The following is a 22324-nucleotide window of genomic DNA, read 5'->3' as shown; positions in this document are numbered from 1 at the left end:
CGATGGCGAAGGGCGGCGATGGGGCGGCGGCACCCGTCCAGCTGCCCGGCACGGTCGTGCTGCTCGCCACCTTCAATGGCGAAGCCTACCTGGCGGAACAGCTGCGCAGCCTGCGCGAACAGCGCGACGAGGACTGGGTGCTCGTCGTTCGCGACGACCTCTCCACCGACCGCACGTCCTCCATCCTGGACGGCTTCGCGGCAAGCTGCCGCCCCGGCCAGGTGGTACGCCTGCCCGATGGGCCGGCGCGGCTCGGGGCGCTCGGCAACTTCCTCGCGCTGCTGGCCCAAGCGCCGCCTGGGCGGCGCTACGCCTTCTGCGACCAGGACGATGTCTGGCTTCCGGACAAGCTCCTCCGTGCCAGCCAGGCCTTGGCGGGGGAGGCGGAGGATCGGCCCGCGCTCTACTGCGCCCGGCAGCGCCTGGTGGATGGCGGGCTGGTGGAGCGGGGCCTCTCACCCGCCTTCCCGCGCCCGGCCTCGCTCCGCAACGCGCTGGTGCAGAACATCGCGACCGGTTGCACGGTCGTCCTCAACGAGGCGGCGCGTCAGGCGATGCTGGCGACGCCCCCGCCCGCCATCACCCTGCACGACTGGTGGGCCTACCTCGTCACCACGGCGGTGGGCGGCCGCGTCATCGTGGACCACCATCCCGTGATCCTGTACCGGCAGCACCGCGCCAATGCCGTGGGCGCCGCGGCCGGCGGCATGTCCCGGGCGCTGCGGGCGGCGCGCCGGGGGCCCGCCATCTTCACCCGGCGCTTCCTGGCGCATGTGGAGGCCCTCCTGCGCCACCCAGACCTTACGCCCGAGGCGCGGAGCCTGCTGCATGACCTGTCGGCGCTGCCGCGTGCCGGCTTCCTCGGCAAGCTGGCCGCCCTGCGGCGCTGCGGCCTCTACCGCCAGGGCGCGCTGAAGCGCGCGGGCCTCTATGCCTGGGTGGTGTGCTGGCACCTGGCCGGCCCCGCCGAAGCGGCGCGCGCCGGCTGAGACGGGATCACGCCGCGCCCGCGCGCGGCCGCCGGGCCGAGGTCGGGATGGCCTCCGTGCCGATCACCCGCGATGCCTCCAGCCGCGCGAGTTCCCCTGTGCCGAGGCCCAGCATTTCCCCCAGCACCGCCCCATTGTGCTCCCCCAGCGTCGGCGCGGGGTGGCGCACGGAGAGCGGCGCGGCGCCGGCCTCGCGGAAGGGGGCCGAGGGCTGGCGGTGCGGCCCGAGCCAGGCCCGGTCCGCCGCCTGCCAGAAGCCGCGCGCGCGGAGATGCGGGTCGTCATAGAGGGCGGTGGGCCAGCGCACCACGCCCGACGCCACGCCCTCGGCCTGGAGCGCCGCCATGGCGGCGTCCGCCTCGCGCGCGGCGGTCCAGGCGGCCAGCGCGGCTTCCAGCTCCGCCTCGCGCGCGCGGCGCCCCTCGGCGGTGGCGAGCGTCGCGTCGGCGGCCAGGTCCGCGCGGCCCATGGCGCGGCACAGCCCCCGCCAGGCCGCGTCATCGGTCACCGCCACCGCGATCCAGCCCTCGCGCGTGCAGGGAAAGGCGCCATGCGGCACGAAGACCGGGTGGCGGTTGCCCAGCCGCGGACCGGCCGCGCCGGTGGCGGATTGCGCCACGATCCAGGGTGCGACGAGGGGGAACATGCACTCCACCTGCGCCAGGTCCACATGCTGGCCCTCGCCCGTGCGCTGGCGGTGCAGCAGCGCCACCAGCAGCGCCGCCGCCGCGTTCACCCCGCCCACCGGGTCGCCATAGGCCAGCTGGTTGGTGGTGGGTGGCCAATGCGCCTCGCCCGAGACGCTGGGCAGGCCCGAGGCATGTTCCAGCGTGGAGCCATAGGCGCGCGCATCGCGCCAGGGCCCGCTGCCGCCAAAGGCCGGCATGGAGACCATGACCAGGTCCGGCCGCTCCCGCGCCAGCACCGGATAGTCGAGGCCGAGCTTGGGCAGCACCTCGCGCGCATAGTTCTCCACCACCGCATCCACCCCGCGCACCAGGCGCTTCAGCAGCGCTGCCCCCTCGGCCGAGGCGAGGTCCAGCGTGATGCCCCGCTTGTTGCGGTTCAGCACGCAGAAGCGCAGGTCCTTTTCGTAGTCGCGGGCGGCGAAGAAGGCGTCGCGCGGGTCCACGCCGCGCCACCAGTCGGGGTATTGCACCGCCTCGACCTTCACCACCTCGGCGCCCAGATCGGCCGCCTGGCGCGTGCAGAGCGGCCCGGCCCAGCCCATGCTGAGGTCCAGGATGCGCAGCCCCGCCAGCGGCAGGCCAGCGTTGCCGGTGACGGCCGGGGTCGCGACCGGCGCGGCGCGCGGGGGCAGGGGCAACCCGTCATGCTCGCCCGGCAGCGGCGCGCGGCCTTCCGTGAGCGGCGGGGTGCGCGTCAGGCGCTGGGGCAGCGTCGGCCCCTCGAAGGCGGCCTCGCCCAGACGCACGGTGGCGAAGGCGTCACGCGCGCGGTGGACCGGCATGCGGAGAAGCTCCGCGATGCCGGGCACGATGGCGAAGGGCAGCCGGCGCGCCAGCGCCTCCTCGAACCACTCATCGGCCGTGCGCTCGCGCAGGCGGGGGGCGAAGAGCGCCTCCAGCTCATCCGCATGGCGCAGGCGGTCGAGGCCGATGATGAAGCGCGGGTCGCGGCCCAGTTCCGGCGCGCCGATCATCTCGCAGAAGGCGCGGAACTGCGCGGGGGTCACGATGGTGATGCCAAGCCAGCCCTCGCGGCACGGATAGACGCCCAGAGGGCTGGTGGGCGCGAAGCGGTTCACGCCGTGGCGGCGGTCCACCTCCGGGTGGGTCAGGCCCTGCGTGGCCTGGTATTCGGCGATGGCCACATTGGCCTCATGGATGCTGACCTCCAGCCGCCGCGGCTGGCCCGCGAAGAGCGCCGCGGCCGCCGCGTTGAAGGTGGCGATGCCCGCGAAGACCTCGCCCGCGATGCCGCCCAGCATGGCGGGCGGCCCCTCGGCCGGGCCGGTGCCGGCCAGCACGCCCGCGAGCGCCCGGCACGTCACGTCGGTGGCGGCGAAGCCGGCATAGGGACCGCTTTCGCCGAACCAGGAGAGCAGAAGGGTGATGGGCGCCTCGGCCCCGCGCTGGGTGGCGGGGCGGGAGTCCAGCAGCAGATCGAATTCCGCCGCCTCGGGCGGGCGGGTCACGCTGCGCTTGTTGGTGTTGAGCCAGGCGAAGAGGGCGGATTGCGGCCCCTGCCCGGTCTCGACGCAAGGGGGCATGGCGCGCAGCGGGTCGCCGCCAGGGGGTTCCAGCTTCACCACGGTCGCGCCGAAATCGGCGAAGAGCTTGCCGGCATAGGCCAGGGCGACGCCGCCGCCCGCCTCCAGGACGCGCAGATGCTGAAGCGGCAGGGGCGGGTGTGGGGCTGGCGTCATGGCGCGTTCCTCCTGGCCATGCCGCGGGGGCAGGGCGGCGCAAATTTGTGATCAAGGAATTTCGGAAGCGCCGACCTGTCAACCCGAGGCGGAGACGTTCACGGCGGGCAGCCGGCGGCGGATGGCGTCCGAATAGACCGCGATGTCCCGCTGGATGGCGAGCCGCGCCAGCGCCCCATCCCCCGCCGCCAGGCCACGGATCACGTCATTGTGCGGGTGTTCCTCGGGCCGGTGCAGGAAGCGCATGGACTGCAATGCGAAGTTGAGCGGCCCGCAGCGCAGCCAGAGGTTCTCCACGATCTGCAGCAGCACCGGCATGCCGGCCAGGGCGCAGACGGTCATGTGGAAGCGTTCATTCTCCTGCGTCATCTCGAGGCCGCGGCCGGCCAGCCGCGCCTCGGTCATGCGGGCCTGGATGGCGGCCAGGCGGGCCACATCGGCCGGCGTCGCACGCTCGGCCGCGCGTTCGGCGGCCTTGCCCTCCAGCTCCATCCGCAGCTCGCACACCTCGCGCACCCGCTCCTCCGAGAAGGGAGGCACGCGGGCGGAGCGGTGGTCCAGCTGTTCCAGCGCATTCTCGCTGACCAGGCGCGCGATGGCCTCGCGCACGGGCGTCAGGCTCACGCCCAGTTCCTCGGCGAGCTGGCGCAGCTTCAGCTTCTCGCCGGGGCGGAAGCGGCTTCGCATCAATTCCCGCCGCAGCCATTGGTGCGCGCGACCCGCGACACTTTCCGCGGTCGGCGCCTGGGCCTCCAGATCCACCATGGCCATCCTTTCATGCCGATTCACCGCCCCTGCGCCCTTGACGCGCGGCGGGGCCTGGACTTGTGATAACAAAATAGGGTGCCCGGAGGAAAGTCATGGCTGAAATCACCGTCGTCGCCGAACTGACCAGCGCGGTTTGGAAGATCGAGGCCGGCCCCGGCACAAGCGTCAGCGCGGGCGACACGATCGTCATCCTGGAATCCATGAAGATGGAGATCCCGGTCCTGGCGCCGTCCGATGGCACGGTCACCGCCATCCTCGTGGCCGAGGGCGACCAGATCACGGAGGGCCAGGCCGTCGCCAAGCTGGAGGCCTGAGGTGATCGGCCCCGTCCTCATCGCCAATCGCGGGGAGATCGCCTGCCGCATCGCGTCCACCTGTCGCCGGCTGGGCGTGCCCACGGTCGCGGTCTTCTCGGACGCGGATGCCGATGCGATGCACGTCGCCGCCGCCGACCGGGCGGAGCGCATCGGCCCGCCCCGGCCGGCCGAGAGCTACCTGAACATCCCGGCCATCCTGGACGCCGCGAAACGCGCGGGGGCGCGGGCCGTCCATCCGGGCTACGGCTTCCTGAGCGAGAACGCCGATTTCGCCGAGGCCTGCACGGCCGCGGGCCTCGTCTTCATCGGCCCGCCCGCCTCGGCCATCCGCGCCATGGGCGGCAAGGCCGCGGCCAAGGCGGTGGCCCGCCGCGCGGGCGTTCCCCTGCTGCCCGGCCATGAGGGCGAGGCCACTGACGACCAGCTCGAACAGGCGGCCGCGCGCATCGGCTACCCCGTCATGATCAAGGCGGTGGCGGGCGGCGGCGGGCGCGGGATGCGGCGCGCGGAGGACGCGGCGGGCTTCCCCGCCGCACTCGCCGCCGCCCGGCGCGAGGCCGCCGCCTTCGGCGACAGCACGGTCCTGCTTGAGAAATCCATCCCCCAGGCGCGCCACATCGAGATGCAGGTCTTCGCCGACCAGCACGGCAATGTAATCCATCTGGGCGAGCGCGACTGCTCGCCCCAGCGCCGCAACCAGAAGCTGGTGGAGGAGGCGCCCGCCCCCGGCATGGACGCCGCACTCCGCGCGGAGCTGGGCCGGCGCGCCACCGCCCTGGCGCGCGAGGTGGGCTATGTCGGCGCGGGCACCGTGGAGTTCGTGGCCGATGGTTCGCGCCCGCTCGGGCCGGACAGCATCTGGTTCATCGAGATGAACACGCGGCTGCAGGTGGAGCACCCGGTCACGGAAATGATCACGGGGCTGGACCTCGTGGAATGGCAGCTCCGCATCGCGGCCGGCGAGGCGCTGCCGCTGCGCCAGGAGGAGGTGCGCCTCACCGGCCACGCCATCGAGGCGCGGCTTTGCGCCGAGGACCCGGCGCGCAACTTCCTGCCCTCGCCAGGTCACATCGCGGCGCTGGACCTGCCGGCACCGGGCGAGGGGCTGCGGGTGGATGCGGGCGTGCGCGCCGGCGACACGCTGACGCCCTTCTATGACCCGATGATCGCGAAGCTCATTGTCCACGCGCCCAGCCGCGCCGCGGCGCTGGCACGGCTGGCCCAGGCGCTGGATGCCTGCCGCGCCGAGGGCATCCGCCTGAACTCTGGTTTCCTGGCCGGGCTGCTGCGAAGCCCGGAGATGCGGGAGGGCGGCGTGGACACGCATTTCCTCGAAACCTTCCGGCAGCGCGGCCTGGCCGTGCCCAGCCCCGCCTGACCCTGGGAAGACCGCATATGTCCGCATCGCCCCCGCCCGAGACCCCCGCCACGCCCAAGCCCGGCCTCTGGCAGCCCGAGCTGGACGAGCTGCGCCTGCGCGAATCCCACGCGAAACGCATGGGCGGCGCCGACAAGGTGCGGCGCCAGCACGACGCCGGGCGGCTGACCGTGCGCGAGCGCATCGAGAAGCTGGCCGACCCCGGCTCCTTCCACGAGGTCGGCGCCATCGCGGGCAAGGCGGAATACGACGCGCAGGGCCGCCTGCTGGAGCTGACGCCCTCCAACTGCGTGTGGGGCCGCGCGACGATGGACGGGCGGCGCGTGGTGCTGGTGGGCGACGACTTCACCGTGCGCGGCGGCAGCGCCGACGCCACCATCCGCGAAAAGCCGCTGATGGCCGAGCGCATGGCGCATGAGTTCCGCATGCCCATCGTGCGCGTCATCGAAGGCTCGGGCGGCGGCGGCTCGGTCAAGACGATCGAGACCACGGGGCGCGCCAACCTGCCCGGCGGCGTCGGCGGCACGGGGCTGTTCCTCTACACCACGCTGAACCTCTCGGCCGTGCCGGTGGTGGGGTTGGGTTTGGGTTCGGTGGCGGGGCTGGGGGCGGCGCGCCTCGCCTCCACCCATTACTCGGTGATGACCAAGAGCTCGGCCATGTTCGTGGCCGGCCCGCCCGTCGTCTCCCGCCTCGGCGCCCCCGTCACCAAGGAGGAGCTGGGCGGCTGGGAGACGCAGTGCAAGGCGGGCGCCGTGGACCACGCCGTGGACACGGAGGAGGAGGCCTTCGCCTGCGCCCGCCGCTTCCTCTCCTACCTGCCCTCCTCGGTGCACGAGGTCTCGCCCATCCTCCCCTGCGAGGACGACCCCGGCCGGCGCGACGAGGCGCTGATGAACGCCATCCCGCGCGAGCGGCGGCGCGTCTACCAGATGCGCCCCATCATCGAGTGCGTGGTGGACAAGGGCTCCTTCTTCGAGATGGGCAAGATGTTCGGCCGTTCGCTCATCACGGGCCTCGCGCGGCTGGACGGGCGGGCGGTCGCGGTGATGGCGAGCGACCCGTTCTTCTACGGCGGCTCCTGGACCGCGGACACCTGCCAGAAGGTGGTGCGCTTCATTGACCTGGCCGAGACCTTCCACCTGCCCGTGGTCTACCTGATGGACTGCCCGGGCTTCATGGTGGGGCTGGAGGCGGAGCGCAGCGCCACCATCCGCCACGGCGTGCGCGCCATGGCCGCGATGAACCAGGCCACGATCCCCTGGTGCACCATCGTCATCCGCAACGCCTTCGGGGTGGCGGGGGCGGCGCATCAGCCGGCGGGGCGGCTGTCGCTGCGCTATGCCTGGCTGTCGGCGCGCTGGGGCTCCTTGCCGCTGGAGGGGGGCATCGAGGCCGCCTACCGCGCCGACCTCGACGCCGCAGAAGACCCGGCCGCCAAGCTCGCGGAGATCGAGGACCGGCTGAACCTCCTCCGCTCGCCCTTCCGCACGGCCGAGACCTTTTGGGTCGAGGAGATCATAGACCCGCGCGAGACGCGGCCCCTGCTGTGCGACTTCGCCCGCATGGCCGACCCGCTGCGCCAGCCCACACCGTCGAGATTGCAGATGCGTCCCTGACGAGGCGCAGCCAAGGGGAGGACAACGACATGAAAAAAATCACCTTCATCGCCATCGCGGCGGGGATGCTCGCCGCGACCGGCGCGCAGGCCTTTCCCGATCGCCCCATCCGCATCCTGGGCGGCTTCGCGGCCGGCGGCACGAGCGACATCGTGAACCGCCTGACGGCCGAGGCCGTGAGCGGCCCCTTCGGCCAGCGCCCGGTGGTGGACATCCGCACCGGCGCCAATGGCTTCATCGCCGCCGCGGAGGCCGCCCGCAGCGCGCCCGACGGGCACACGGTGGTGCAGTGCTCGACCGGGCTGCTGACCATCACGCCGGAACTGCCCGGCGCGCAGATGCCCATGGACCCGGCGCGTGACCTCGTGCCCATCGCGAACCTGGTGCATTCCACCCAGGTGATGGTGGTATCGGCGCGGTCCGAATACCGCAGCGTGGCCGATGTGGTGGCCGCCGCCCGCGCCCGTCCCGGCAGCATCACCTATGCCAGCGCGGGCATCGGCTCCGTCTCGCACCTCTCGGGGGCGCGCTTCGCGCAGACGGGGCGGCTCGACCTCACCCATGTGCCGTATCGCGGCGCGGCGCCGGGCGTGGTGGATGTGGCGGCGGGGCGCGCGACCACCATCATCACCAACCTGGGCGACGTGGCCGCGCAGCTGGGCGAGGGGCTGCGGCTGCTGGCCTTCGCGGACGGCATCGGCTCGCCCCGCTTCCCGGGCGTCGCGCAGATCTCCGAGACGCTGCCGGGCTACGCGGTCAGCGGCTGGTTCGGACTCTGCGCCCCGCGCGGCCTGCCCGAGCCGGTGCTGGCCCGCTGGGTCGAGGCGTTGCGCGCGGGCTTCGAGGCGCCTGCCCTGCGCCAGCGCCTGCTGGAATACGGCCTGACGCCCCGCTTCGAGGACCCCGCCACCTTCGCCCGCACCATCGCGGCCGACCGCGCGGCCTGGGGCGAGACGATCCGCGCCGGCGGCATCCGCGTCGAATGAACCGAATGGGAGGACAACGACCATGATCCGACGACTCATCCTGGGCGGCGTCGCCGCCCTGCTGGCAGGGGCGGGGCTCGCGCAGGCCCAGGCGCCCTTCGACCGCCCCACCCGCGTCGTGGTGGGCTTCGCGGCCGGCGGCACCACCGACATCACGGCCCGCGTGGTGGCGGAGGGTGCGGCCGCCGAGCTCGGCCACCGCGCGGTGGTGGACATCCGCACAGGCGGCAGCGGCTTCATCGCGGCCGAATACGTGGTCCGCAGCCGCGCCGATGGCGGCACCGTGCTGCTCTGCCCGATGGGGCCCATGACCATCAGCCCCGAATTGCCGGGCATGAACCTGCCGATTGACGTGGGGACGGATCTCGTGCCGATCGCGAATGTGGCGCGCTCCTCCTATGTGGTCGTCACAGGCGCCAACAGCCCCTATCGCACGCTGGAGGAACTGATCGCGGCCGCCCGCGCCCGGCCTGGCGCGCTGACCTATGCCAGCGCGGGCTATGGCGCCGCGCAGCACCTTTCGGGCGAGCGGCTGAAGCGCATGGCGGGCATTGACCTGCTGCACGTGCCCTATCGGGGTGCCGCGCTGGCGGCGGTGGACGTGATCGCGGGCCGGGCGGACCTGCTGATCACCAACCTCGGCGACGTCATGGGCCAGATCAAGGGCGGGCAACTGCGCCTGCTGACCATGGGCGACCGCCAGGGCTGGCCCGACTTCCCCGACGCGCCGCGCCTGCCGGACATCGTGCCCGGCCTGGAGGTGATCGGCTGGTTCGGCATCTGCGGCCCCCGCGGCATGCCCGAGGAGGCGATCGCCCGCTGGGCCGCGGCGGTCCGCGCCGGTCTGGAGGTGCCGCTGCTGCGGCAACGCCTGCTCGACAGCGGCCTGGCACCGAATTTCGAGGACCCCGCGACCTTCGCGCGGACCATCGCGCGCGACCGTGCCGACTGGGGCGAGGTGATCCGCGCCGCCGGCATCCGGGTGGAATAGCGGCCGTCACGCCTTCCCCCGCGCCCCGCCGCCATGCTGCACTGATGGCCAGGCAAGGAGGGGCGCGGGGAATGCTGCTGCAGGGCAAGGTGGCGCTGGTCACGGGCGGGGCGTCGGGCATCGGGCGCGCGACGGCGCTGCGGATGGCGGAGGAGGGGGCGCGCGTGCTGGTCGCCGACCGCGATGGCGCGGGTGCCGACCGCGTGGCCGAGACCATCCGCCAGGCCGGCGGCGAAGCGCGCGGCCAGCCCTGCGACGTGACGATGGAGGCCGAGGTCGCCGCCATGGTCCAGGCGGCGCGCGACGCCTGGGGGCGCCTCGACTGCGCCTTCAACAATGCGGGCGTGGCGCCCGCCGAGGCGCAGCCGCTCGCGGAGATCACCTCCGAGGAATGGTCGCGCGTTCTGGGCGTGAACCTGACCGGCGTGTTCCTCTGCCTGCGCCACCAGGTCCCGGCCATGGCGGCGGGCGGGGGTGGTTCCATCGTGAACACCGCCTCCATCGCCGGGCGCATCGCGCTGCCGAAGGCCGGCGCCTATGTGGCCGCCAAGCATGGCGTGATCGGGCTGACGCGCAGCGCCGCGCTGGATCATGCGGGGCAGGGGGTGCGGGTGAACGCCATCTGCCCCGGCTATGTGGAGACGCCGCTCGCCAGCCGCAGCATCGAGCGGCGGCGGGATGCGATCCTGGCGCGCGTGCCGCTGCGCCGCATCGGCACGGTGGAGGAGATCGCGGAGGCCGTGGTGTGGCTGCTGTCCGACCGCGCGGGCTTCGTGACCGGCGAGGCGCTGGCCGCCGATGGGGGCCACACGGCCAACTGAGCTTTACTCCGCCGCCACCGCCCGCGCGCCCGCCGTCAGCGTGAAGCCCGGATAGCCCTCGGCGGCAATCGCGTCGCAGCGTTCGCGATAGGTGCCCACCCCGCCCACATAGGGCATGAAGAGCTGCGGCTTGCCCGGGATATTGGCGCCCATGTACCATGAATTCGCCTGGGGATAGAGCGTGCGGTGCGCCACCTCGTTCACATGCGCCACCCAGGCATCCTGCGCCTCGGCGGTGGGTTCCACGCGGGTGAGGCCCCGCGCCTGCATCCGCGCCAGCAGCTCCGTCACCCAGTCCACATGCTGCTCGATGGAGACGATCATGTTGGACAGCACGGACGGGCTGCCCGGCCCCGTGATCAGGAACATGTTGGGGAAGCCCGCCGCCATCAGCCCCAGATGCGCGCGCGGCCCATCGGCCCAGAGCTGCCGCAAGGACAGCCCGCCCACGCCGCGCAGGTCCATGGCCAGGATGGTGCCCGTCATCGCGTCGAAGCCCGTGGCGCAGACCAGGGCGTCCAGCTCATGCGTGCCGGATCGCGTGCGGATGCCGGTTTCCGTCACCTCCTCGAGCGGGTCCTGGCGCAGGTTCACGAGCTTCACATTCGCGCGGTTGAAGGTCTCGTAGTAGCGCGTGTCCACGCAGATGCGCTTGGTGCCGATGGGGTGGTTGGTGGGCGCCAGCGCCTCGGCCACCGCGGGGTCATGCACCATCGCGCGGATCTTGCGGCGGACGAATTCGGCGGCGGTGTCGTTGGCCTCCTTGTTCAGCAGCAGGTCGCTGAAGGACGCCATGAAGGCGGTGCCGCCCGCCTGCCAGCGGCGTTCGTATTCCGCCTCGCGCTCCTCCTCCGTCACCTCCAGCGCGGATTTCGGGTTGAGTTCGTAGAGGATGCCCGTGCGCATCTTCCGCGCCGCCGCGCGCCGGGCCGCGTAGTCCTGCTTCCAGGATTGTTCGTAGGGCGCGTCCATCGGCGCGTTGCGCGAGGGGATGGAGAAATTGGGCGTGCGCTGGAACACCGTCAGCCGCGCCGCCTGCTCAGCGATCACGGGAATGGCCTGGATGGCCGAGGACCCGGTGCCGATCACGCCCACGCGCTGCCCGGTGAAGTCCACGCCCTCATGCGGCCATTGCCCGGTGTGCAGCACGCGGCCGGCGAAGCGCTCGATGCCCGGGATGTCTGGCAGGCGCGCGGAGGAAAGGCAGCCCGTCGCCAGCACCAGGTGCCGCGCCGTGATCTCCGGCGCGCGGTCGGTGGCCACACGCCATCCGCCCGCCGCCTCGTCCCAGCGCGCGCCGGTGACGCGCGTCTCGAAGCTGATGTCCCGCCGCAAATCCAGCGCGTCGGCCACATGGTTCGCATAGCGCAGGATTTCGGGCTGGGCGGCGAAGCGTTCGGACCAGCGCCAGCCCTGCTGCAACTCGTCGTGGAAGGAGTAGGAATATTGCATGCTCTCGACGTCGCAGCGCGCGCCGGGATAGCGGTTCCAGTACCAGGTGCCGCCCACGCCCGCGCCGGCCTCGACCACATGCGCGGCGAGGCCGAGGCCGCGCAGCCGGTGCAGCATGTACATGCCGCCGAAGCCGGCGCCCACGACGAGCACGTCAAGGCGCGAAGGCGGGGTCACTTTGGACATGGTTCTCTCCCTCTTGCGGGAGCCTATCGGGCTTCGCGCCGCCACTTCAATGCGCCTGTGGGACAGTCTTTTACTGCGGGATAGAGGGTCGATTTTGACACGCCCGCGGCACCGCGCGACCACCCTGAAATTCATGCTTGCTTTGCACCGCGAACCTCGCCGCTAATGGTCGCGGCATCGGGGCACCAGAAGCGCCGGGTCGTGGAGGAAAGATGGGGTCCAGGGGGGAGGCCGCGCGGCAAATGCCTGCGCGCCTGAAGGGTGTGGCGCGTGGCGCTGCTTGAGGTCCGGGACATCATGGTGCGCTTCGGCGGCGTCACCGCCGTGGGCGGAGTTTCCTTCGATGTGGCGGAGCGGCAGATCTGCGGCCTCATCGGCCCCAATGGCGCGGGCAAGACCACGCTGTTCAACGTGATCAGCGGCATCTACCGCCCGCAGGAGGGCCAGGTGCGCTTCGCGGGCACCGTCACCACGGGCATGCCGCGCCATCGCATGGCGCCGCTGGGGCTGGGGCGCACCTTCCAGAACCTGGCGCTGTTCAAGTCCATGACGGTGCGGGAGAACATCCTGGCCGGCGCGCATTCGGCCGGAAGCGCGGGCTTCCTGGCCAATGCGCTGCGCCTGCCGCGCGCACGGGCGGAGGAAGCGGCGGCCGACCGGCGCGCGCGCGAACTTATCCACCTGCTGCAGCTCGACGCCGTGGCGGACAAGCCCGTGGTGGACCTGCCCTTCGGCACGCAGAAGCGCGTGGAGATGGCCCGCGCCCTCATCAGCCAGCCCAAGCTGCTCCTGCTCGACGAACCCGCCGGCGGGCTGAACCATGGCGAGGTGGATGAGCTGGCGGAGCTGTTCCAGCATGTTCGCCGCAGCTTCGACCTGGCCATCCTGCTGGTCGAGCATCACATGAGCCTCGTCATGCGCGTCTCCGACAAGGTCGTGGCGCTCGACTTCGGCAAGAAGATCGCGGACGGCACGCCCGATGAGGTGCGCTCCAGCCCCGAGGTGATCCGCGCCTATCTCGGCGATGGCCATGCGGAGGCCGCGCATGCTGCTTGAAGTCAGCGGGCTGCGCGCGGGCTATGGCCCCACCCATGTGCTGCACGGCCTCGATTTCGCGGTGGAGGAGGGGGGTGTCACCACCCTGCTCGGCGCCAATGGCGCGGGCAAGACCACCACGCTGCGCGCCGTTTGCGGCATGGTCCGCATGGAGGGCGAGGTGAACCTGGCCGGCCAGCGCATCACCGGCCTCGCCACCGAGGACATCGCGCGGCGCGGTGTGGCCCATGTGCCCGATGGCCGCGGCACCTTCATGGAGCTGACGGTCGAGGAGAATTTTCGCCTGGGCGCCTATGTGCGCCGCGACAATGAGGTGCAGCGCGACTTCGAGCGCATGTGGGAGTGGTTTCCCCGCCTGAAGCAGCGCTGGAAGCAGCAGGCCGGCACGCTGTCGGGCGGGGAGCAGCAGATGCTCGCCATCGCCCGCGCCCTGCTGCTTCGGCCGAAACTCCTGTTGCTCGACGAACCCAGCTTCGGGCTCGCGCCGCTCATCGTGCAGGACATCTTCGCCATCCTCCGCCGCATCCGCGCCGAGAGCGGCGTGGGCATCCTGCTGGTGGAGCAGAACGCGAACCTGGCCCTCGAACTCGCGGACCGCGCCTATCTGCTGGAGACGGGGCGCATCGTCATGTCCGGCCCCGCCGCCGAGATCCGGCAGGACGAGGCCATCCGCCGTTCCTACCTGGGATACTGACCCATGGATGCCTTCCTCCTGCAGCTTGCCGCCGGCATCGCGACGGGCGGCATCTATGCCTCCGTCGCACTCGCCATCGTCATGATCTACCAGGCGACGCACCATGTGAATTTCGCCCAGGGCGAGATGGCGACGCTCTCCACCTTCATCGCGCTCACCTTCATCCAGGCGGGCTTTCCCTACTGGGTGGCCTTCGGCGCCACGCTCGCCGTCTCCTTCGTGATGGGGGCGCTGGTGGAACGCCTCATCATGCGGCCGGTGCAGCACGCGCCCATCCTGACGCATGTGGGCGTCTATATCGGCATGCTGCTCATCATCGGGAACCTGACGGGCTGGGTCTTCGGCTACACGACGAAGGTGTTTCCCTCGCCCTTCGAGGGCGGGGGGCCGATGTTCGGCGGGCTGCTCTCCGCGCACCAGCTGGGCAGCGTGGGCGTGACGCTGGCGGTGCTGGTGCTGGTCTATCTCTTCTTCACCAAGACCTCGCTGGGCCTCGCCATGCGCGCGGCCGCCTACAACCCGCGTTCCGCACGCCTGGTGGGCATCCGTGTGGACGTGATGCTGGCGCTGGGCTGGGGGCTGGCGGCGGCCATCGGCTCGGTGGCGGGAATGATGGTGGCGCCCATCGTCTTCCTCGACCCGAACATGATGCTGGGCATCCTGCTCTATGCCTTCGCCGGCGCGCTGCTGGGCGGCATCGACAACCCGCCCGGGGCCGTGGTGGGCGGCTTCCTGGTGGGCGTGCTGGAGAACCTGGCCGGCGCCTACATCGTGGGGACGGAGCTGAAGCTTTCCGTGGCCCTCGTCATCATCATCGGCGTGCTGGTGCTGAAGCCCTCCGGGCTGTTCGGCCGCGTCGTCTTCTCGAGGGTCTGAGAGATGAGCGCGATCCAGGATGCCCCGCCCCTTGCCGCCGCGGCGCCCCGCGTCAGCACCGCAAGGCGCGGTGTCTGGCTGGTGCTGGGGCTGGCCGTGGCGCTGGCGCCGCTCTGGCTGCTGGAGAGCTTCCATCTGTTCCAGCTGACGATGGCCGTGATCATGTCGCTGGCCGTGCTCGGGTTGAACATCGTCACTGGTTACAACGGGCAGATCTCGCTTGGGCATGGCGCCTTCTTCGCCATCGGCGCCTATGTCACGGCCATCCTGATGGCGCAGGCCGACTGGTCCTTCTACGCCACGCTGCCCTTCGCGGCGGCCGTCTGCGGCATGGTGGGCTATGCGGTGGGGCTGCCGGCGCTGCGGCTGGGCGGGCTGTATCTCGCGCTCGTCACCTTCTCGCTGGCGGTGGCCGTGCCGCAGCTTCTCAAGCACCGCGCGCTGGAGGACTGGACCGGCGGCGTGCAGGGCCTCTTCCTGATGAAGCCCGAGCCGCCCGCCTGGCTCACCGCGCGAGTGGCCATCACGCCCGACCAGTTCATGTACCTGGTGGCGCTGGTGGTGGCGGCCCTCTGCTATCTGCTGGCCTGGAACCTCATCCGCGGGCGTATCGGCCGCGCGCTCATGGCCACGCGGGACCACCCGACGGCGGCCGAGGCCATGGGCATGGACATCGCGGCGCTGAAGACCCGCGCCTTCGCGGTGAGCGCCATGATCACGGGCGTGGCGGGCGCGCTCTCCGCGGCCGCCGTGGAGTTCGTGGCCCCGGACAGCTTCACCTTCCTGCTGTCCATCTCGCTCTTCGTGGGCATGGTGGTGGGGGGTGTGGCGTCCATCCTGGGCTCCGTCTTCGGCGGGCTCTTCGTGCTGTTCGTCCCCAACATCGCGGAGAGCATCAGCCGCGCTGCACCCGGCGTTATCTACGGCATCATTCTCATCGTGTTTCTGTTCGCCCTGCCGGAGGGCGTCGCGGGGCTGGTGCGCCGCGTCCTCGCCCGGCTGGGCGGCCGTTCCCACTGAAAACAACAAGAGACGAGAGGAACACATCCATGACGACCACCCGCCGCCTTCTCCTCGCCGGCAGTGCCGGCGCGCTGGCTGCCCCGCGGATCGCCGCCGCCCAGGAATCGCCCGGCGTCACGGCGACCGAGATCCATATCGGCAGCACCAATGCGCTGTCGGGCCCGGCCTCCTCCTATTCGGTCATCTCGCGCTGCCTCGAGGGCATGTTCCGCCGCCTGAACGACGAGGGCGGCGTGGGCGGCCGCCGGGTGCGCTTCACCGTCTATGATGACGGCTACCAGCCGCCGCGCACCCTGGAACAGACCCGCCGCCTGGTCGAGCGTGACCGCGTGGCCTTCCTGTTCAACCAGCTCGGCACGCCCACCAACAACGCCGTGCACCGCTATGTGAACCAGCGCCGCGTGCCGCATCTGTTCCTGGCCACCGGCGCCGACAAATGGGCCAACCCGCGTGAATTCCCCTACACCATGGGCTGGCAGCCCAGCTATCGCGTCGAGGCGCAGATCTACACCAAGCATGTGCTGGAACAGCGACCCAACGCGAAGATCGCGCTGCTCTACCAGAATGATGATTTCGGCCGGGACTACCTGCACGGCGTGCAGGACGTTCTGGGCGACCGCTTCCGCTCCATGGTCGTCACCGCCACGAATGAGGCGACGGACCCCACCATCGACAGCCAGATCGTCCAGCTCCAGGCCACGGGCGCCGATGTGCTGATCTGCGGCGTCATCCCGCGCTTCGCCGCCCAGGCCATCCGGCGCGTGCACGACATCGGCTGGCGGCCGATGATGTTCATGACCAATGTCTCGGTCTCGGTGGGCGTGGTGATGCAGCCGGCCGGGGTGGAGAAGGGGGTTGGCCTCATCACCTCGGACTACCGCAAGGACCAGTCCGACTCCGCCTGGGCCAACGACCCGGGCATGAACGAGTGGCGCCAATTCATGCAGCGCTACATCCCCGACGGCGATCTGGGCGACAACAACTACACCTACGGCTATGGCGTGGGCGCGACCATGATCCAGGTGCTGCGCCAATGCGGCAACGACTTCAGCCGCGAGAACGTGATGAACCAGGCCCGCAACATCCGCCCCATGCAGCTCGCGACGCTGCTGCCGGGTGTCATGGTGCAGAGCCAGCCCGACAACTACAATGTGATCCGCCAGATGCAGCTGCAGCGCTGGAATGGCGCCAGCTGGGAGCGCTTCGGCCAGGTGATCGAGGGCGCGGGAAGCTGAGGCGCTCGCGGCTTCACCCACCTTCGCCATGACGGGGCGGCGGCATCGCCGCCCTCGGGATTTGTCCTGCTCCGCCGGGGCGCACCACCGGCGGCCAAGTAGACGGGCGACGCGATTTCCGGATAAGATGGGCCAATCGGCGGTTGAGGCGGCCCTCGTCGCCTCGGCAGCTGCGCGAGAGGACGTCGTCGCCTGCGCGGCCGCTGTCCGGAAGGCGCCAGGGCGGACCCACGCGGCTGTCCATCACCCGGAGAGGACGTGTTGCGACGATTTCCCGGAACCGCCATCGTCGCCCCAGGGCCGAGCTTGCAAGAGATGTCCCGCCGCCATGCCGACAACCAGCTGAACGGAGCGGCCTGGTGACGACCCCCTTCACCCCCGCGGAATGGGCCGAGGCGGGCCTCGGCGACAGCGAGCTGCTCGACCTCGCCGGCATCGGTGCCTGGCGCGCGAACCTGGAGAATGGCCTCCTCCACTGGTCGCGGCGGACGCGCGAACTGCATGAGGTGGACGAAGGCTACGTCCCCATGCTCGATGCGGGGTTGCGCTTCTATCCGGAATCCGCGCGGGGCGTGCTGCGCGAGGCGCTGGAACGGTCCTTCCAGGATGGCTCGCCCTGGGATCTGGACCTGCCCTTCGTCACGGCGCGCGGGCGCGCGCGCACGGTCCGCCTGCGGGGCCGCGCGGCGCGCGACACGTCCGGCCGGCGTCTGCTCTTCGGCATCATCGAGGACATCACGGACCTCGCGGCGCGCCGCGCCGAACATGCGCGCCTCGCGCTGGTGGTGCAGCAGATGACGACGCCCGTCATCATCACGGATGCGGCGGGGCACACCGAGTGGGTGAACGAGGCCTTCGTGCGCGCCACGGGCTACCGCCTGGCCGACCTGCAGGGCCGCAGCCCCGGCTCCGTGCTCCGCGGGCCGGGCACCGATCCGGCCACGGCGGCGGTGATGCGCGAGGCCGTGCGCGCGGGCGAGGGCTTCCACGTCTCGATCGTGAACCACCGCAAGGATGGCAGCCCGTTCTGGATCGAGATCGAGGCGAGCCCGATCCGGGCCGCGGACGGCACGCTGGGCGGCTTCATCGCGGTCGAGACCGACATCACGGCGCGCCGCCGCGCCGAGGAGGAGGCGCAGGCCGAGATCGCTCGTCGTGGCGCGGCGGAGACCTTGCTGCGCGAGATCATCAACTCGCTTCCCTCCGCCCTCTATGTGTGCGACCCGCAGGAGCGCATCTTCCTGTGGAACGACGCCTACCTCGCCATGTTCCCGCACCTCGCGCCCGCGCTGCGGGCGGGCACCACGGTCGAGGGGCTGATCAGGGCCGGGGTGGCCAGCGGCTCCTATGCCCACGGGATGGATCCGAATACGCCGGAATCGGAACGCTGGATCACGGACCTGTTGCAGCGCATCCGCTCGGCCGGGCCCGACAGCCCGAGCCGCGAGGTCCCGCTGCCCGGCGGGCGCTGGGCCCAGGCGATGGAACGGCGCACGCGTGCGGGCCACATCGTGAGCCTGCGCACCGACATCACGCCGCTGAAGCACGCCATGGCGGAGGTGGAGGCGGCGGCCGAGGCGAAGAGCATGTTCCTCGCCCGCATGTCGCACGAGTTGCGGACGCCGTTGAACGCCATCCTGGGCTTCGCGGAACTGCTGCTCTCCGGCAACGCGCCCAGGCCCGAGCAGCATGAGCAGCTTCGCCTGCTGCACGAAGCCGGGACGCATCTGCGCGACCTGGTGAACCGGCTGCTGGACCTCGCCAAGATCAATGCCGGCAAGCTGCAGCTGGAACTGGCACCCATCGCGCTCGGCCCCCTGCTGGAGGGCTGCATGGGCCTGCTGGGGCCGGAGGCCAACCGCAAGGGCATCGCGCTGCGGCTGGACACCGCGCCGGGCCTGCCCACGGCCGTCGAGGCGGACGCGACGCGGCTGCGGCAGATGCTGCTGAACCTTTTGTCCAACGCCGTGAAGTTCACGCCGCCTGGCGGGCACGTCACCATGCGCGCCGCGGCGGAAGCCGGGGGCATGGTCCGCATCGAGGTGCGGGACACTGGGCCGGGCGTGCCCGAGGAAATGCGTGACCTGCTGTTCCAGGACTTCACCCAGCTCGGCCGGTCGGGCGATTCGGAAAGCTCCGGCACGGGTCTCGGCCTCGCCATCACGGCGCGCCTCGCGGAACTGATGCGGGGGCGCGTCGGCGTGGACAGCCTGCCCGGGCAGGGCGCCACCTTCTGGCTCGAATTGCCGCTGCGGCCGGCGCGCCTGCCCGTGGACGTTGCCGGCGCACCGGGCGGGGCCCCCGCCTTGCCGCCGCTGCGCCTGCTGGTGGCCGATGACATCGCGCCCAACCGCATCCTCATGCGCGCGCTGCTGTGCGCGGCGGGGCATCAGGTGAGCCTTGCCACGAATGGCGCGGAGGCTTTGGCGCAGGTGCAGACCGGCCAGTTCGACGCGGTGCTGATGGATGTGCGGATGCCCGGGATGGACGGGCTGGAGGCCACGCGCCGCATCCGCGCCCTGCCACCGCCCTTGAACAGGACGCCGGTGATCGCCGTGACAGCCTCGGCCATGTCCGAGGAAATCGAGGAATGCCGCGCCGCCGGCATGGACGCGCATATCGCGAAGCCGGTGGACCGCGAGGCACTCTTTGCCATGCTGCGGCGGTTGCGGCCCGCGGCTTCGGAGCCTGAGGAGGGGCCTCCGCGCGCCCTTCGCGATTAGAGAGCGCGATCCGCGAAGGGGGAATGGCCGGGGCGATGGCGCGCCCTCTCGGCAAAGGCCGGAGCGTGATCCATGCCAACGGATCACTGTGGAGCTTGGTGCTGCCGGGAGCGCCTCCGCGCGGGAGTTTGTCGCGCACTGCGCGGCTGGACCCCTGGGTCCTGTATGCTGTGCTGCACCGCGTCCTGGGCACGCATGAAGTGCTTATGGGTTCAGGGAGGGGGAACTGGCGGAGGGGATGGGGTCATAAGTCACGTTCGTCCCCACACGTAACCTGTCGCCAAGCACAAGCTTTTCCTTGCCTTTAGCTACCGATCCGTTCGAGACTCTCCGCCATCGTTCGCCACAAGCCAACCCTGAGTGTGGGGACGTTTGTGGGGACAATCGGGTTCGACGGAGAGATTCCATGGGCAATCTGACGGCTACCGGAGTGAAGGCGGCGAAGCCGGGCAGGCACAGTGACGGCGGCGGCCTCATCCTGGACGTGAAGGAAAGCGGGCGGGCGTATTGGACCCTGCGCTACATGCGCGACGGCAAGCGCCGCGACATGGTGCTCGGGATTGCGGATAGGGACGGGAAGAACCGGATCAAGCCCGCGGGTGGCGCAGCCAATGGGCAGAACGGGAGCGACGGGCCGCGCGTGCTGTCTCTCCTACAGGCGCGCGCCCTCGCCATGGCGGAACGCGCCAGACTGGCGGACAAAGCGGCCCCCGATCCTGTTGCGGCGCGGAAGGCCGAGCGGGCAGCGAAGCAGCAGGCCAGCGCCGCGCCAGCCGCGGACCCGGCGGCCCCCTCTGCTCGGGATCGGAGCTTCCGCGCCGTCGCCGAAGCGTTCATCGCGACGAAGGCGGCCGGATGGAAGAACGGCGCCGACAGCAAGCACGGGCTGCAATGGGGTGCCACGCTCTCCGCCTACGCCTATCCAAAGATCGGCGCGAAGGACGTGGCGGACATCACGGACGCCGACATTCAGGCGATCCTCAACCCCATCTGGCACACCATCCCCGAGACGGCTTCGCGCCTGCGCGGGCGCCTGGAAAACATCTTGGATGCAGCACGGGCGAAGGGGCTTCGGCGGGGCGACAATCCGGCCGCATGGAAGCACCTCAAGGCGCTCGGCATGGCGTCGCCGCGCAAGGGGCAGCCCGCTGGACACTTCCCTTCCCTGCCGTGGCAGCAGATGCCGGCCTTCGTCCATGCCCTGCGGCAGAAGGAAGGCGTGAGCGCGCGCGCAATCCTCTTCGCGATCCTGACGGGCGCGCGTTCGGGCGAGGTGCGCGGCATGCGATGGGGCGAGGTGCGGAAGGTGCACCTCGATGAACTCGGGCGCGATGCAATGGTGTGGCACGTTCCTGCCGAGCGCATGAAGGCCAAGAAGCCGCACCGGGTCTTCCTGTCGGCTCCTGCGCTGGCAGTCCTGCAAGAGATGAGCGCCTTCGGCGACGATGCGAAGGCGCTGGTCTTCCCCGGTGCGCGCGGACGCTCGCCGCTCACTGACATGGCCATGTCCATGCTGGTCCGCGGCATGAGCCTGGACGGCTTGAAGGAAGGCGAAGCGCCGCGCTGGCGCGATCCCAACACGGATGAACCTGTCACCGTGCACGGCATGCGCAGTTCCTTCCGGGTGTGGGCAGCGGCCACGCGGTCGGAACCGGCAGAGGTGGTTGAGGCCGCGCTCGCGCACACGATCCGCAATGCCGTGGTGGCGGCCTATCTGCGAACCGACTTCCTCGCGCAGCGCGCCGCGCTCATGGAGGCGTGGGGGCAACACGTTATGCGCGGCCCCGGCGAGGTGGCGAAGCTCGCCGAACGGCGGACGGCATGACGGACACATACATCCCTTCGCAGGCCGTCGCGTGGATCGCCACGCGCGACGCCGAATGGGCGGCGCTATCCGACACGGAGCGTGGCGCACGCGCCCTCTACACCTCGCACGGCGGCGCCCCCGAGATGAAGCATGAGGGCGCGACCGGCGAGCTACTAGCCGCGCTGCGCGCGGGAAGGATCGTCGCCACGGACGCGGCGGGCGATGTGCTGCCGAAGACGAAATGGACTGCCGTTGACGCCGAGCACCTTCACCGCGCTGCGAATGTGCCGACGCACCTCCCTTGGCTTCGTGACGTGCGCCTGGACGCGGACAAGGTGCGCAACACGTGGGCTGCCGAACCGCAGCCGGTTCGGCAGACGAAGCACGTGGCCCTTGAGCTTCGTATCGCGTGGTTCCGTCAACGCCTGCAACGTGCCGAGCAGTCAGGCGAACGGATCGCGGCGAAGGACATCCGCGCCGAATGTCGCGCCGAACTTCGGTGCTCGGAAGAAGCCGCGCGAGAGGCGTGGAACGCGATCCCGACCGGCGGCGCGAAGCGGGCGCCTAGACGACCGAAGCGCGAAACTGTGCGGCCGGGAACTGTGCGGGAGAGTTGATCCTGCACACTTTGCACATCTCGCGCGGCGCCGCCGGCCGCCGCAGATTGCCGCCATCGGCCGCGTAGGTGCGGCCCTGTTTATGGAGGCGGCACATGCGCCCTGCACAACACGCCACGCTCAAGCACGCGAGCACCCTGCCGCGACGCGGCTACTCCATGCGCGAGGTCTGCGCGATGCTCGGCATCGGCAACACCACGGGATGGAAGCTGGTCAAGGAAGGCAATCTCATTGCCGTGAAGGTGGCGGGCCGAACCGTCATCACCGCGGCGAGCGTTGAGGCGCTTCTCACGCCGCCTGCCGCCGACGCTGCCTGAAAAGAAACGCCGGCCCGCTGCGAACGGGACCGGCGAGGTAAGGCAGTAGTCTCTTCCGGAACGAGAGATAGCGCGCCCTC

The 22324-nt window shown here is 71.1% G+C and carries 19 protein-coding genes; 16 read left to right on the top strand and 3 right to left on the bottom strand.

Translation table 11 applies throughout. From position 1 onward, the window contains the following. Positions 1-2: 2 nt before the first annotated feature. Positions 3-989: a glycosyltransferase gene (locus JTN19_RS01565; protein WP_206929517.1), complete on the top strand. Its 987-nt coding sequence runs from the start codon at positions 3-5 to the stop codon at positions 987-989. A 7-nt stretch (positions 990-996) separates the two neighbouring features. Here JTN19_RS01565 and JTN19_RS01560 read toward each other — a convergent pair whose 3' ends face one another. Together JTN19_RS01560 and JTN19_RS01555 are read right to left on the bottom strand one after the other, a co-directional pair. Continuing rightward, positions 997-3378: a CaiB/BaiF CoA-transferase family protein gene (locus JTN19_RS01560; protein WP_206929515.1), complete on the bottom strand. Its 2382-nt coding sequence runs from the start codon at positions 3376-3378 to the stop codon at positions 997-999. 78 nt (positions 3379-3456) lie between these two features. Continuing rightward, positions 3457-4149 carry a GntR family transcriptional regulator gene (locus tag JTN19_RS01555; RefSeq protein ID WP_206929513.1) on the bottom strand — a complete coding sequence of 231 codons (693 nt, stop codon included), beginning with the start codon at positions 4147-4149 and terminating at the stop codon, positions 3457-3459. An 89-nt stretch (positions 4150-4238) separates the two neighbouring features. Between JTN19_RS01555 and JTN19_RS01550 the strand changes: the two genes are divergently transcribed. The 6 genes from JTN19_RS01550 to JTN19_RS01525 all read left to right on the top strand — a co-directional run bounded on the left by JTN19_RS01550 (position 4239) and on the right by JTN19_RS01525 (position 10258). Next, positions 4239-4460 (top strand): biotin/lipoyl-binding carrier protein, encoded by a 222-nt coding sequence (locus tag JTN19_RS01550; RefSeq protein ID WP_206929511.1) that lies wholly within the window; start codon positions 4239-4241, stop codon positions 4458-4460. Between the two features lies 1 nt (position 4461). After that, entirely contained in the window at positions 4462-5841 is a 1380-nt protein-coding gene (locus tag JTN19_RS01545) for an acetyl-CoA carboxylase biotin carboxylase subunit (protein ID WP_340643252.1), read from the top strand. Positions 5842-5858: 17 nt separating this feature from the next. After that, a complete protein-coding gene (locus JTN19_RS01540) occupies positions 5859-7460 on the top strand; it encodes an acyl-CoA carboxylase subunit beta (RefSeq protein ID WP_206929506.1) in 1602 nt (533 codons plus the stop codon). Between the two features lie 29 nt (positions 7461-7489). Continuing rightward, positions 7490-8446 (top strand): Bug family tripartite tricarboxylate transporter substrate binding protein, encoded by a 957-nt coding sequence (locus JTN19_RS01535; RefSeq protein ID WP_206929505.1) that lies wholly within the window; start codon positions 7490-7492, stop codon positions 8444-8446. Between the two features lie 22 nt (positions 8447-8468). Further along, positions 8469-9437: a Bug family tripartite tricarboxylate transporter substrate binding protein gene (locus JTN19_RS01530; RefSeq protein WP_206929503.1), complete on the top strand. Its 969-nt coding sequence runs from the start codon at positions 8469-8471 to the stop codon at positions 9435-9437. 71 nt (positions 9438-9508) lie between these two features. After that, on the top strand, positions 9509-10258 hold the full coding sequence (locus tag JTN19_RS01525; RefSeq protein ID WP_206929501.1) for an SDR family NAD(P)-dependent oxidoreductase: 750 nt from the start codon (positions 9509-9511) through the stop codon (positions 10256-10258). A gap of 3 nt (positions 10259-10261) precedes the next feature. Here the strand turns inward: JTN19_RS01525 and JTN19_RS01520 are convergent, their stop codons facing one another. Further along, positions 10262-11896: a flavin-containing monooxygenase gene (locus JTN19_RS01520; RefSeq protein ID WP_206929499.1), complete on the bottom strand. Its 1635-nt coding sequence runs from the start codon at positions 11894-11896 to the stop codon at positions 10262-10264. Between the two features lie 270 nt (positions 11897-12166). On the opposite strand from JTN19_RS01520, the gene JTN19_RS01515 reads away from it, so the two are divergent. From JTN19_RS01515 to JTN19_RS01475, 9 genes are all read left to right on the top strand, one after another. Beyond that, complete coding sequence (locus JTN19_RS01515) at positions 12167-12952, top strand: ABC transporter ATP-binding protein (protein WP_340643251.1); 786 nt, start codon at positions 12167-12169, stop codon at positions 12950-12952. Then, positions 12942-13646 (top strand): ABC transporter ATP-binding protein, encoded by a 705-nt coding sequence (locus JTN19_RS01510; protein WP_206929497.1) that lies wholly within the window; start codon positions 12942-12944, stop codon positions 13644-13646. Before JTN19_RS01515 ends, JTN19_RS01510 begins: the two co-directional genes overlap by 11 nt. 3 nt (positions 13647-13649) lie before the next feature. Continuing rightward, positions 13650-14522 carry a branched-chain amino acid ABC transporter permease gene (locus JTN19_RS01505; protein ID WP_206929495.1) on the top strand — a complete coding sequence of 291 codons (873 nt, stop codon included), beginning with the start codon at positions 13650-13652 and terminating at the stop codon, positions 14520-14522. 3 nt (positions 14523-14525) lie between these two features. Next, positions 14526-15542, top strand: a complete 1017-nt coding sequence (locus JTN19_RS01500; protein ID WP_206929493.1) for a branched-chain amino acid ABC transporter permease — start codon at positions 14526-14528, stop codon at positions 15540-15542. A 29-nt stretch (positions 15543-15571) separates the two neighbouring features. Continuing rightward, entirely contained in the window at positions 15572-16780 is a 1209-nt protein-coding gene (locus tag JTN19_RS01495) for an ABC transporter substrate-binding protein (RefSeq protein WP_206929491.1), read from the top strand. A gap of 359 nt (positions 16781-17139) precedes the next feature. After that, positions 17140-19503 carry an ATP-binding protein gene (locus JTN19_RS01490; protein ID WP_206929489.1) on the top strand — a complete coding sequence of 788 codons (2364 nt, stop codon included), beginning with the start codon at positions 17140-17142 and terminating at the stop codon, positions 19501-19503. 406 nt (positions 19504-19909) lie between these two features. Beyond that, positions 19910-21328 (top strand): tyrosine-type recombinase/integrase, encoded by a 1419-nt coding sequence (locus JTN19_RS01485; protein ID WP_206929480.1) that lies wholly within the window; start codon positions 19910-19912, stop codon positions 21326-21328. Next, positions 21325-21927 (top strand): hypothetical protein, encoded by a 603-nt coding sequence (locus tag JTN19_RS01480; RefSeq protein WP_206929469.1) that lies wholly within the window; start codon positions 21325-21327, stop codon positions 21925-21927. Before JTN19_RS01485 ends, JTN19_RS01480 begins: the two co-directional genes overlap by 4 nt. 95 nt (positions 21928-22022) lie before the next feature. Next, complete coding sequence (locus tag JTN19_RS01475) at positions 22023-22244, top strand: helix-turn-helix domain-containing protein (RefSeq protein WP_206929467.1); 222 nt, start codon at positions 22023-22025, stop codon at positions 22242-22244. Positions 22245-22324 lie beyond the last annotated feature (80 nt).

The sequence above is a fragment of the Roseococcus thiosulfatophilus genome (assembly GCF_017311575.1).
GTDB classification, from domain to species: domain Bacteria; phylum Pseudomonadota; class Alphaproteobacteria; order Acetobacterales; family Acetobacteraceae; genus Roseococcus; species Roseococcus thiosulfatophilus.
Note: the sequence above shows the minus strand (reverse complement) of the source record. Positions and strands in the feature narration are given on the sequence as shown.